This is a genomic window from Herbiconiux sp. FW305-C-125, assembly GCF_058783455.1.
The window spans coordinates 95,958-108,535 of the sequence record NZ_JBYSYO010000007.1 but is presented as its reverse complement, the minus strand read 5'-3'; the positions used below and the strand labels follow the sequence as shown (position 1 = coordinate 108,535).

At 71.3% G+C, this 12,578-nt stretch carries 10 protein-coding genes; 7 read left to right on the top strand and 3 right to left on the bottom strand.

Annotated features, from left to right (window positions below; genetic code table 11):
* Positions 1-19 precede the first annotated feature (19 nt).
* Positions 20-1,627 carry a hypothetical protein gene (locus AC3WLB_RS17190; RefSeq protein WP_492508036.1) on the bottom strand — a complete coding sequence of 536 codons (1,608 nt, stop codon included), beginning with the start codon at positions 1,625-1,627 and terminating at the stop codon, positions 20-22.
* Positions 1,628-1,703: 76 nt separating this feature from the next.
* On the opposite strand from AC3WLB_RS17190, the gene AC3WLB_RS17185 reads away from it, so the two are divergent.
* Together AC3WLB_RS17185 and fgd are read left to right on the top strand one after the other, a co-directional pair.
* Entirely contained in the window at positions 1,704-2,108 is a 405-nt protein-coding gene (locus tag AC3WLB_RS17185; RefSeq protein WP_492508034.1) for a hypothetical protein, read from the top strand.
* A 48-nt stretch (positions 2,109-2,156) separates the two neighbouring features.
* Positions 2,157-3,167, top strand: coding sequence for a glucose-6-phosphate dehydrogenase (coenzyme-F420) (gene fgd / locus AC3WLB_RS17180; RefSeq protein ID WP_492508032.1), 1,011 nt, complete (start codon positions 2,157-2,159; stop codon positions 3,165-3,167).
* Positions 3,168-3,178: 11 nt separating this feature from the next.
* Here fgd and AC3WLB_RS17175 read toward each other — a convergent pair whose 3' ends face one another.
* Together AC3WLB_RS17175 and AC3WLB_RS17170 are read right to left on the bottom strand one after the other, a co-directional pair.
* Positions 3,179-3,721 (bottom strand): flavin reductase family protein, encoded by a 543-nt coding sequence (locus AC3WLB_RS17175; RefSeq protein ID WP_031282619.1) that lies wholly within the window; start codon positions 3,719-3,721, stop codon positions 3,179-3,181.
* 169 nt (positions 3,722-3,890) lie between these two features.
* Positions 3,891-6,344 carry a hypothetical protein gene (locus AC3WLB_RS17170; protein ID WP_492508030.1) on the bottom strand — a complete coding sequence of 818 codons (2,454 nt, stop codon included), beginning with the start codon at positions 6,342-6,344 and terminating at the stop codon, positions 3,891-3,893.
* 163 nt (positions 6,345-6,507) lie between these two features.
* Between AC3WLB_RS17170 and AC3WLB_RS17165 the strand changes: the two genes are divergently transcribed.
* Genes AC3WLB_RS17165 through AC3WLB_RS17145 form a run of 5 tightly spaced genes read left to right on the top strand, consistent with a single transcriptional unit; the run spans position 6,508 to position 12,566 of the window.
* Positions 6,508-7,278 (top strand): TetR/AcrR family transcriptional regulator, encoded by a 771-nt coding sequence (locus AC3WLB_RS17165; protein ID WP_492508028.1) that lies wholly within the window; start codon positions 6,508-6,510, stop codon positions 7,276-7,278.
* Entirely contained in the window at positions 7,275-8,546 is a 1,272-nt protein-coding gene (locus tag AC3WLB_RS17160) for an MFS transporter (protein ID WP_492508026.1), read from the top strand. Before AC3WLB_RS17165 ends, AC3WLB_RS17160 begins: the two co-directional genes overlap by 4 nt.
* A complete protein-coding gene (locus tag AC3WLB_RS17155) occupies positions 8,543-9,811 on the top strand; it encodes an alanine racemase (RefSeq protein ID WP_492508024.1) in 1,269 nt (422 codons plus the stop codon). Before AC3WLB_RS17160 ends, AC3WLB_RS17155 begins: the two co-directional genes overlap by 4 nt.
* The gene (locus AC3WLB_RS17150) at positions 9,808-11,121 is read left to right on the top strand and encodes a D-arabinono-1,4-lactone oxidase (protein WP_492508022.1); all 1,314 of its coding nucleotides are present in this window, start codon (positions 9,808-9,810) and stop codon (positions 11,119-11,121) included. The genes AC3WLB_RS17155 and AC3WLB_RS17150 overlap by 4 nt, the downstream gene beginning before the upstream one ends.
* 2 nt (positions 11,122-11,123) lie before the next feature.
* Positions 11,124-12,566: a GH1 family beta-glucosidase gene (locus AC3WLB_RS17145; protein WP_492508020.1), complete on the top strand. Its 1,443-nt coding sequence runs from the start codon at positions 11,124-11,126 to the stop codon at positions 12,564-12,566.
* Positions 12,567-12,578 lie beyond the last annotated feature (12 nt).

Here is a 12,578-nt window from a genome sequence, read left to right as displayed (position 1 = left end):
CCGTATTCTCCTTACTCGCTCACTCGCGCTGGAACGCCCACTTCGGGGCCGACGAACCAGGACCCTGGTTCTCGAATTCCTCGACGATCGAACCGGACGCATCGAACCGCCAGCCGAGCACCCGCCAGCCCTGCACGGTGACCTTCATGGCGACGCCATTGACGCTCGCCGTGCTCGGAAGATCGATCGGGCCCTCGAAGTACCAGTACTCGGCACCCGCGATCTCCTCCGGGGTCTCGATCACGCGTCGATCCGTTGTCGTGTACAGGAAGGCATTCGCCGGATGCTCGTCGAACACCGCCAGCTTGTCGCCCGTGAGCAAAGCGCGGTACGGCGCCAGTTCGTCGTCGGTGGCTTGCGCAGCGCCGGTGATCCGCGCATCCGCTGCCGCGAACAGCGTGGTCATGCGCCTCCGGAGATCTCCGAGAGTCGTGGCTGCACCCGCCAATGCTGCGGGGTGATCGTCGGGCACGGCTGCTGCGCCGTCTGCCAGTGTGGCGTACTCCTCCCGCTCGGCCAGGACGGCTTCGGCCTGCAACACCTGCCCGAAGTCGAACGGTGGTGAGGCGGCCATCCCCGCCTCCCAGGTGAGCAGGAGCCGTTCCGCACGGTCGACGAACCGCTGCAGTGCCGCCGACGTCGTCTCGTCGAACATCGGCGGTGGGGCGACCGTGGGCGCCACGCGACGAGCGTAGACGTCCGTGACGTCCACCCAGCTGCCCGCCGTCTCGGCGTCGCCGAAGAACGCTCCCGACGTATCCTCCTCGCTCTCGATAACGCCGCCCGTCTCAGTTTCAGTGGCCGGCGCCTGCGCAGGCACCAGGACCACTGCGCCGCGTCCGGGGTCGAACTCCACGCGCCCAGGCGCGACAAGGAGCCCGCCCGCCACCTCGAACGGGACCATCCGCACCACCGCCGCGTCGCAGAGCAGCTTCACCTCGTAGCGACCGTCGTGCTCGTCGAGCAGGTGCCAGCCGGAGCCCCAGCCGGTGTCACGGAGGTTGTTCCAGCCGCGCACGCCATCGAACACCGCGACGACCTCCGTCAGTGCCCGGGTGCCATCATTGGCGGTGGATGCGCCGAGCACACTCACGTCGGCGGAACTCAGGCGCTGCCCGTCGTGGATGCAATGCGCCTCGAGTCGGTAGGCATCGACCTCACCCTCGACGAAGGTCGTGACGGTCAGTCGCGGAGCGTCGTACTCGTCGACCGCATCGAGACTGACGAAACCGAGGTCGAGCATCCAGCCCCCGTCGATCGCGAAACGCTGCTCGCCCTCGAGCGCGACAGCACTCAGCGAGCCGCGGTGCAGAAGCTTGTCGACGCCGTCCAAGTCTGACCGGAGGCGCAGTGAGAAGCCCACCGTCCCCGCCCCCGGCAGGTCTTCGCCATCGACCTGACGACGAAGATCGACCACCGTCGTCTCGCCCGCCGCCAACTCGGGCACCCGGACGCGCTGCTCGAACCAGGGTTCGCTGTTCGGCTGATCCACCGACCAGAGGAGTTCGGCTGCAGCTGGGGTCGGGCCCAGCAGCGTCACACGCAACGACGGGCTCCACCCATCGGGTCGGATCGAGCCCGTGGTGGTGGCTCCGGCGCGAAGTGCATGCTTGATCACAGTCGTCATTGAGGAATGATCACTTAAAGAGGTGCACCACGCAAGACCCGTGACCCGCGCGGAGTCGAGCCGATCGGCACGGATCATGGCAGCATTGCAGGTGGGACGCGGTGCCGAGCTGAATGCGGCACTTGGGGAGACGATGATGTCGAATGGCCGGGCGACGACTGTCGCCGTCGTGGATGCGGATGCGGGGGAGCTCGCTGCCAAGGCTGCTGCCCTCTCTGCCCTGCCGGGCGTCGACGTGCGCATCGAAGCCGTCTCGCTCGGCCGCTTGCTCACCGATCCGTCCTTTCCACCGGACGTGGTGATCATCCAGCAGCGCCCTGGCGAACGGGTGTCGGTCAACTACAAGATCCGCGTCTGCCGGCTCGCCGATGCCCGGGTGATCGTCGTCTCCGACGACGAACGCGAGCTGGAACCGGATGTGGCGACCCTGATGACTCCGGTCAGCACCTTCGCCGAGGCCCTCGCTGTGATGGCAGCCTGAACCGGCGGGCAACGGCCGGGTGTCGGCGCCCCGTTCTAGACTCGGGACATGACCATTCCCCTCCGCTTCGGATACAAAGCCTCAGCCGAGCAATTCGGGCCGACCGAGCTGCTGAACTATGCCGTTCTGGCTGAGGAGGCGGGGTTCGACTCGGTTTTCGTCTCCGACCACTTCCAACCCTGGAATCACGAGGGAGGGCACGCTCCCGCCGCCATGCCCTGGCTCGGCGCACTGGGGGCGCGTACGCAACGCATCCTGCTCGGCACCTCGGTGCTCACGCCGTCGTTCCGGTATCACCCCGCCGTCGTGGCGCAGGCGTTCGGCACGCTCGGGGCGATGTTCCCCGGTCGGGTCATTCTCGGAGTGGGCAGTGGCGAAGCGTTGAACGAGGCCGCGCTCGGCATCCCGTGGCCGGAGGTGAAGGAGAGGTTCGCCCGTCTGAAAGAGGCGATCACCATCATCGAGACGCTCTGGGCGGAAGACAGGGTGAGTTACGACGGTCAGTTCTTCCAGACCGTCAACGCCACGATCTACGACAAGCCCGAGACGCCCGTGCCCATCTACATCGGGGCATCGGGGCCGGCCGCCACTCGACTGGCGGGGCGCATGGCCTCCGGGTTCATCACGACCTCGGGCAAGGCGCCCGAGCTGTACACCGACACGCTCTTGCCGGCGCTGGCGGAGGGGATCGAGAAGGCGGGCCGCTCGGCCGACGACGTCGATACTTTGATGGAGATGAAGGTCTCCTTCGACCACGACCGCGAGCGAGCCCTGAACGACACGCGGTACTGGGCTCCGCTGGCCCTCACCCCTGAGGAGAAGATGGGGGTCGAAGACCCGATCGAGATGCAACGGCTCGCCGACGCACTTCCGATCGAGCGGGCGGCCTCGCGATGGATCGTCTCGACCGACCCCGACGAGCACGTCGAACGCATCCAGTCGTACATCGACCTCGGCTTCCGGCACCTCGTGTTCCATGGTCCGGGCGCCGACCAGGAGCGGTTCATCCGACTCTACGGAGAGGAGATCCTGCCGCGCCTGCGCGCCCGCCACGCGTGAGCTGCGCGCGACTACTGGATCTTCGAGTGCTCGCCCAAGCGGTGCCAGGTGCGGTTGTGGTACACCAGAGGCTCGGCTTCGGCGGCGTCGGCCGACGGGTCACCCGCGGGCGGAGCCTTCGTCTCGAGCGCCTGCACGGCGACCACGGTCGATCCACCCGCTTCCATCTTGTTCACCACACGGCCCCGGATCCAGGCGTGCGCGGCAGGGAAATAGGGCTCACCGGTCGGCAGCCTTTCCCAGATGGAGGTGTCCGCGAAGCGGTCGATACCGCTCGTGGCGCCCAGCTTCGCGATGTCGAGTTGCCCTGCACCGAGCAGATGCACCACCACGGTGTCGGCTTTGCGGATGGTGGGTGTGCTCGATGACAGGTCCGAGATCGAGAACACGAGCAGTGGCGGCTCTGCACTCACCGAGAACACCGAGGTCGCGGTCAGTGCGACCGGCCCCTCGCCGGCGTCGGCCGTGATGACCGCGACGCCGGCCGGGTGATTGCGGAAGGCCGCCTTGAACTCCTCCGGTGAGACGCTGTCGGCGTTCGGATGCGCCACCAGATTCCCCGCGTGCCGCCCGCGCGGGCGGTCGAACTGGTCGCCGGTGGGGGAAGTCTGCGCGTTCGTCACCCTTCGATCCTAAAACCGTTCAGGCACGTGAGGTCGCGCAGCGGTAACACGGCGCAACCCGGGCGCTGCGCGGGGCGGACCCGTCGGCGCGCCATCCGTCTCACGAGGCGTCGGAGTCGGCATCGGCCACGAAGGTGGTCCATGCCCAGGCGGAGACACTGACGGCTGCGAAGGCCGCGGCGGCGATGAGCAGGGCGACGGCCCTGCCATCGGCGACCACTGCGGCGAGAGTCGGCAGGAACAGCATGGCCAATGCGCTGAACGACGCGATCGTGAGGAGCAGCCAGGTCGCCGGCGACCACCGGAGCAGCTGTCGACCAGTGGAGCGGCCGATCGGCAGAAGCAGCAGCGAGCTCGCACCGAACGAGGCGAGCACCACGACGTGGAGGAATTCGGCCGTGGCGGCGAGCATCAGGTCGGCGGAGCCGGTCTGGTCGCCGAGCCAACCCGACCCGAGCCAGGCGATGGTGCCGACCACACCGAGCGCCAGCACCTGCACGGTGGCGAGCTTGCCGTCGGCGCCGCCCGCGGCGACGGTGCCCTGCCCGGCGGCCTGCAGGGGCGTGGAGGCGGGCGGCGACGACGCGGGCGACGAGCCGGTGCGGTGCGACCCGTTGCCCTCCGCCAACGGCGAGCCGGCCGCATCCGCCACCACGAGGCCGGCGACCAGTCCGAAGACGAGACTGGGTTCGAGATCGGCCAGCCGGGAGACCACGGCCAACGCGGCGGAGATCAGAAGGAGGCCGGGTCGGAGCCGCGTGACGCTCCGGATGCCGAAGGCGACCCGAGCGACGCCGGCGGGTACGACCGTGGCGACCACGTTCACGAGCGCGAGCGCGAGCGCCACCGCGACGAAGAGCCGGAGGTACGCGGGTTGACTCTGCACCGGACCCGACAGCGTGACGATCGCCGCGGCCGCGAGCACGGCGGCAGCGTTCGTGACCCGCGGGTCGATCCGCACCTCCGGCGCGCGATCGAACTCGTGACGTGAGCGATTGCGGCCGAGCAGCGAGCCGAGAAGGCGCGAGCGACGCGAAGGTGCCACCGCGCCGGCCGCGTCACGCGCAGCCACGGTCTCGACCGTGCCGGCGAGCAGACTCGCCGGAAGCGCCACGAGCAGGAGCGCGAGGGCGCCGATCGCCAGGGCGACCCACCAGACGCCGCCGACGCCGCCGCCCAGAACGGGCTGCAGCGACGCGGTGAAACGCGTGGCATCGCTCCACGTGCCGGCCGGTGGCAGCGCGCCGGCCGGCGGAACGGCGTCGCCCGGCGCCGGCGCCGTCGAACCGCCCGAGCCGCCGTCGGGCGTCGATCCCGAGCCGCCCGAGCCGCCCGAGCCACCGGTGCCGCCTGAATCCCCCTGGGCCGGCGCCGGCGTATCCGGCGAACCGGCGGAGCTCCCCGGCGTCGTGCCGGGCGCTCCGGTCGACGGGGCGCCGGGTGCCGTGGCGGTCGCGTCCTGGAACGTCAGCGTCAACGGCCCGCTTTGCACGCTCACGTTGCCGGCGGGGTCTTGTTGCAGCACCGCCACCGGGTAGTCGCCCGCCGGAACGGCTGCGGCCGAGCACGACCACGAGGTTCCGGACACCTGCACCTGGCAGAGCGAGTACGCGCCGGCGAAGACCGAGACGGTGGCGCCGTCCTCACCCGAACCGGTGAACGTCGCCCCGCCGAGTGGGAGCACCTGCCCGGAGCGGGGGGAGAACAGCTGCGGCGCCGCGGGAACGGTGACGTCGACCTGGATGCCAAGCGGCTCGCTCGAGGGCGAAGCGGCGCCGCCCGACCACGACGTGGTCTGCGTCGCCGTCACGACGTAGTCGCCATCGGTGATGCCGCCGCCGAGCGCGCACGACCACGCGCCGGATGCGTCGGCGGTGCCCGAACAGGTGAAGCCGGACGCCGTCGCGGTGACGACGCCTCCGGGCACCGCCGAGCCCTGCACCACTGCGTTGGTGAGGGTGCCCCGCGGGCCGCCGGTGACCACGGGGGCGTTGAGGATGCGGAGCGAGACGCTGTCCTGCAGCGACTCGCCACCCGATGCGAGTTCGACGGCGCGGATGCTCGTGCCCGGTGAACTGGTCAGTCCCTCGGCCAGGCAGGACCACTCGCCGGCCGCGTCGGGGGTGACGATGCAGAACGGCTCGCTGGCGCCCTGGGCGAGAATCTGCAGCGATCCGCCGGGGGTGCCCGTGCCGCTCAGCGTCACCGGCGAGGAGACGAGGGCGCCGTCGGCCGGCGACAGGATGCGCGGCTGCTCCGGCGCGGGTGGCGGTGTGGTGGCGTCATCCGCCGGCGGGGTCGGCGATTCGTCACCAGGAGGCGCGTCGCCCGAAGCGGGTGCGTCGCCCGAGGCGGGCGCACTGGGCGCGGGCGCGGAGGGCGGATCGGTCGGTGCCGCGACCGCTGCCGCCGCGCCGAACCCGGCTCCGGTCGCCAGCAAGAACGCCGTGATCGAGGCCGCCAGAACGAGGCGTACGGCCCGCGTGCGGGATCGCGACTCGACGGCGTCGCGCGGTTGCGACGCCGTTCCATCCCACACTCGTCGCGATGTCACCTCCTTCTATTCAGACAGATTCGCGCCGCAAACCCAAGAACGGGCGCGGGGTTTCGCATGAAATTCGGAGCGGACCGTGTACAGAAGGCGGCATCTGAGCCATACTTGCCCAACTGGGACGGATGACCCAGTCGACGGTGCGGTGCAACGGAGGGAGGGGCTCATGGCGCACATGCCCGTGGCCGAGCGTCGTGCTCGCCTCCTCGCCGCCGCCTTCGAAGTGATCTCCCGCGCCGGGGTGAGCGGCGCGACCACCCGTGCGATCGTCGACGAGGCGGGCATGAAGCTCGCGAGCTTCCACTACGCCTTCGAGTCCCGTGAAGACCTGCTGGCCCAGCTCGTCGACGTCGTCGTGCACCAGCAGGAAGTGGTGCTCGACCTGCGGGACGCCGAGCCGGTGAAGGGTTCGCCTGCTGCCGCCGTCGCCCCGGGCGAGCATGCCGCGCTCACGGCCCTCCGGCACCTGCTCGAGCGGGGCCTGGCGCGCTACTTCGACGAGGTGCGGGCGAACCCGTTGCGCGAGCGCGCGATGTTCGAGCTGACCCAGTACGCGTTGCGCACCACGAGCATGGCGGGCGTCGCCGAGCGGCAGTACGAGCGCTACCGCGGCCTGGCGGCCGCGTCGCTGCAGGAAGCCGCGACGCGCACCGGATGCACGTGGCGGCGTCCGCTCGACGAACTCGCCGCCGACCTGGTCGCCCTCACCGACGGCATCACGCTCGCCTGGCTCGCCGACGGCGACGACGCCCGCGCTGCCCGCACCATCGCCTTCGCCGCCCGCGCCCTGGCAGCCGAAGCCGCCCCACCCGCCGAGGCCGCCCCACCCGCCCCGACCACCCAAGCCGCCCCACCCGCCGAAGCCGCCCCGCCCGCCGAAGCCGCCCCACCCGCCCCACCCACCCCGACCCCGCCCACCACCACGGAGGCACCATGACCGCCGACCGCGAAGACACCGCCCCCGCGCCGCTCGCCGAACCGGTGCGCCGGGTCGGCGGTGCCTGGATCGCCCTGTTCGGCGCCGCCTGGCTCGGCATCTGGATGGCGCAGCTCACCCCGGTTCAGCTGCTGCTGCCCCTCCAGGTCGAGGAGCAGCTGCACGACGCCGCGAGCTGGACCGACAGCGTCGTGGCCTTCGGCGTCATCTCGGCCATCGCCGGCGTCTTCGCACTCATCACCTTCCCGCTCACCGGCGCCCTCTCCGACCGCACCACCTCGCGCTTCGGCCGCCGCCGCCCGTGGATCGCCGGCGGCGCCCTCCTGTTCGCCCTCGCGCTGTTCGCCCTGGGCTTCCAGAGCGGCCTCGTCGGCATCGGCGTGTGGTGGACGCTCGCCATCATCGGCTTCTGCGTGCTCTCCGCCGCGCTCACCGCCGCCATCTCCGACCAGGTGCCGGTGAACCAGCGCGGTTTCGTCTCGAGCTGGATCTCGGCGCCGCAAGCCGTCGGCCTCATCCTCGGGGTGCTGCTCGCGACCACGCTGTTCACCGGCCAGTTCCTCGGCTACACCGCCGTCGCCGTGCTCCTCGTCGTGCTGGTGGCCCCGTTCTGCCTCTGGATGCCGGATGCCCGACTGCGCCCCGCCGAACGCCCGCCGTTCACCGTTCAGGCGCTGGTCGAGGGCATGTGGGTGAGCCCGCGCGACCATCCGGATTTCGGCTGGACGCTCTCGAGCCGCATCCTCGTGAACATCGGCAACGCGCTCGGCACGACCCTGCTGCTCTACTTCCTCATGTTCGGCCTGAACGACGCCCATGCCGAAGACGACCTGCTGGTGCTCATCGTCATCTACACGATCTTCGTCGTGGTGGCCTCGATCGCCGCCGGCGCGCTCTCGGACCGCCTCGGGCGCCGCCGGGTCTTCGTGCTGGTCGCCGCCGTGCTCCAGGCGGTCGCGGCGCTGCTGCTCGCCTTCGTGCCCGAGCTCACGGTGACGATGGTGGGTGCCGCCCTCCTCGGTCTCGGCTACGGGTGCTTCCTCTCGGTCGACCAGGCCCTCGCCACCCAGGTGCTGCCCGACCCGGCGTCCCGGGGCAAGGACCTCGGCATCATGAACATCGCGACCGCCGTGCCCCAGGCCGTCGCGCCGCTGCTCGGTGCCGCGATCGTGTCGTGGCTCGGCGGTTTCCCCGGCCTCTTCCTGCTCTCGGCCCTGTTCGGGTTCGCGGGCGCCTTCGCCGTCTCTCGTGTCAGGAGTGTTCGATGACCCTGCCCCTCACCCTCGCCGCCGACGAGACCGTCGCCGCCAGTGCGCCCCGCCCGTGGCGCGACGAGCAGCGCTACTGGCGCGGCCTCACCGAAGCCACCGCCGACCGGGAGCCGCCGGTCGCGGTGATCGGCCTCGAGGCGCTCCGCCACAACGCGCAGTCGATGCTCCGGCGCGCCGGCGGCACGCCGATCCGCGTGGCCAGCAAGTCGATCCGGGTGCGCGCGGTTCAGGATGCGGTGCTCGCGCTCCCGGGGTACGCCGGGGTGCTCGCCTACACGCTGCCCGAGGCGCTCTGGCTCGCCGAGACGGTGGACGACGTCGTGGTGGGGTACCCGACCGTCGATCGCAGCGCCGTCCGCGCCCTCGCCGCCGACGAGCGCGCCGCGAGCCGGGTGACGCTCATGATCGATTCGGTCGCCCACCTCGACCTGATCGACCAGGCGGTCGCACCGGGCGCCCGCCCGCGCATCCGCGTCGCCATCGAACTCGACGCCGCGTACACCGCGCCCGGCCTCGGGCGGCTCGGCGTGTGGCGGTCGCCGATCGCGACCGTGGCGGATGCCACCGCTCTCGCGCGGGAGGTGGTGGCCCGCCGTGGCTTCGCCCTGGTGGGGATGATGGCGTACGAATCGCAGATCGCCGGGGTCGGCAACCGTCCGCGCGGCGGGCTCGTACGGGGCGTCGGCCAGGGCCGGGTGATCGACTGGATGCAGTCACGCTCCGCCGCCGAACTCGCCGAGCGCCGGGGTGCCGTCGTGGCGGCGGTGCGCCGCATCGCCGAGCTCGAGTTCGTGAACGGCGGCGGCACGGGCTCCCTCGAGTCGACGAGCGCCGACCCGTCCGTCACCGAGATCGCCGCCGGCAGCGGCCTGTTCGGCGGCCACCTCTTCGACACCTACTCGCGCTTCACACCCGCGCCCGCAGCCGCGTTCGCGTTGCCCGTCGTGCGCAAGCCCCGGCGTGACATGGCGACCCTCCTCGGCGGCGGCTGGATCGCATCCGGCCCGCCCGCCCCCGACCGCCTGCCCGAAGTGGTCTGGCCCAAGGCCACACGGATGCAGCCACGGGAGATGGCGGGGGAGGTGCAGACCCCGCTCTCCGGCCGGGGCGCTGCCGGGCTGAAGCTCGGCGACCGGGTGTGGCTGCGGCACACCAAGTCGGGCGAGCTCGCCGAGCACGTCAACGAGTTCTGCGTGGTCGACGGTGGACAGGTCGTGGCCGTGGTGCCGAGCTACCGCGGCGAGGGGAAGGCGTTCCTGTGACGGCGTTGAACGGCACCTGGCGCAACTGGGCGCGCACCGAATCGGTGAAGCCGGTGCGCATCGAACGCCCCGACAGCATCGGGGCGGTGCAGCGAGCGGTGCGCGGTGCAGCACGCGCCGGACTCCGGGTGAAGGCGGTCGGCGCCGGCCACAGCTTCACCGGCATCGCGGTGGCGACCGGGGTGCTGCTCGAACTGGACGAACTCACCGGCATCGTCTCGGTCGACCGTGAGCGGCAGCGGGTCACGCTGCTCGGCGGCACGCGCCTGTTCGACCTGCCGCGGTTGCTCCGGCCGCACGGGTTGGCCATGGCGAACATGGGCGACATCGACCGGCAGTCGATCAGCGGCGCCATCTCCACCGGCACCCACGGCACGGGCGCGCAGTTCGGCGGCATCTCGACGCAGGTCACCGGCCTCACGCTCGTGACCGCCGACGGCGAACTGCTGCACATCGACGAGAGCGAGAACGCCGAGCTGCTCCCCGCGGCCGCGCTCGGCCTCGGGGCCCTGGGCATCATCGTCGAGGTGACCCTGCAGTGCGTGCCGGCGTTCGTGCTCGAGGCCGTGGAGCGCCCGCTCCCGCTCGACGGTGTGCTGGAGCGGCTGGATGCGCACGTCGGCGACAACGATCACTTCGAGTTCTACTGGTTCCCCGGCACGCGCACCGCCGTCACGAAGACGAACACGCGCGCCGACGCATCCGCCGCCCGCCGCCCGCTGCCGGCGCTGCGTGCCTTCGTCGACGACACGCTGATGGCCAACGGCGTGTACCGGGTGACCTGCGCCGCCGGCGCCATGGTGCCCGCGCTCGTGCCGGGGGTCAACGCGCTCGCCGACAAGCTGTGGTCGAACCGCGAGTTCTCGGACCACTCGCACCGGGTGTTCACCACGAAACGCACCGTGCGGTTCCGCGAGATGGAATACGCGCTGCCCGCCGCCGACGTGCCGGTGGTGCTAGGCCGCATCGACCAGCTCATCCGGGAGCGCGGCTGGCGCATCTCGTTCCCGGTGGAGGTGCGCTTCGCGCAGGCCGACGAGTTGTGGCTGTCGACCGCGTCCGGGCGGGCGAGCGGGTACATCGCGGTGCACCGCTACTTCCGCGAGAATCACACGGAGTACTTCGAGGCGGTGGAGGAGATCATGACCGAGCACCAGGGGCGCCCGCACTGGGGCAAACTGCACACGCGCGACGCCGCCGACCTGGCGGTGCTGTACCCGAGACACGGCGACTTCGTGGCGCTGCGCGACCGGCTCGACCCCGAGCGCACCTTCGGCAACGCCTACCTCGACCGCGTGCTGGGGGCCTGAGGATGCCCGCACCCACGCCCGAGGAGCGCCGCGAGCTCGCCCGCGACCTCGGCTCCCGGCTGCCCGCCGGGTTCGTGCTGGGCGCCGCCACGAGCGCCTTCCAGATCGAGGGCGCCACCCAGGAGGGCGGCCGCGGCGAGTCGGTGTGGGACGCGTTCACGACGCAACCGGGCCGCATCCTGGACGGGTCGACGGCCGACCGGGCCACCGACCACTTCCACCGGGTCGACGAGGACGTGGAACTGCTGCGTACGCTCGGCATCGACTCCTACCGCTTCTCGTTCGCCTGGCCGCGCCTGCAGCCCGAGGGCAAGGGGGCGCTCCGGCAGGCGGGCGTGGACTTCTACGAGCGGCTGCTCGACCGGCTGGACGCCGCGGGTCTCACGAACCTCGCGACGCTGTTCCACTGGGACACCCCGAATGCCCTCGAGGGCGGCTGGTTCGCCCGCGACACGGCACAGCGCTTCGGGGACTTCGCGCACCTCATGGGGGAGCGCTTCGGCGACCGGATCGGTTCCTGGGCCACGATCAACGAGCCGGCCACCGTCACGCTAGAGGGCTACGCGCTCGGCGTGCACGCCCCGGGAGCGACGCGCCTGTTCAACGCGCTGCCCGCTGCCCACCACCTGCTGCTCGGCCACGGCATCGCCGTGCAGGCCCTGCGCGCCGCCGGGGTGACGGGCGGTGTCGGCATCGTGAACGTGCACTCGCCGGTGGTGCCGGCGACCGACGCCGAGGCCGACGTCGCCTTCGCAGAACTCTTCGACGTGCTGCACAACCGCATCTTCGCCGACCCCGTGCTGCTCGGCAGCTATCCCACCGTGCCGGAGGGATTCGAGGCGTTGTTCTCGGCGCTCGGCGAGGTCTCGGCCGCCGACCTGCAGCTGATCGGGCAGCCGCTCGACTTCTACGGCCTCAATTATTACGCCCCGACGCGGATCGCGGCGGGCTCCGGCGCCGCCTCGACCCCCGATGGCGCGTCGGCCGCGATGGCGTCGTTGCCGTTCCACCTCGCCGCCTGGCCGGAGTACCCCAGCACGGGGTTCGGGTGGCCGATCGCCCCGGAGTTCTTCGGCACGGCGCTCGACGAGCTGGCGACGCGGTACGGCTCGGTGCTCCCGCCCGTGTTCATCACCGAGAACGGGGCGAGCTTCCCCGACGCGGTGGAGTTCGACCCTGCGACGGGGGAGCGGCAGGTGCACGACGGCTCCCGTATCGACTACCTGGCGAGCCACCTCGATGCCGTCCTCACGGCGACGTCGGGCGGCGGTGCGGCGGGCGCCATCGACCTCCGCGGCTACTACGTGTGGTCGCTGCTCGACAACTTCGAGTGGGCCGCGGGCTACACCCAGCGGTTCGGGCTGGTGCACGTCGACTTCGCCGACTTCACCCGTACGCCGAAGGACTCCTACCGCTGGCTCCGGCTCGTCACCGAATCCCGCTGATCGCGTTCACAC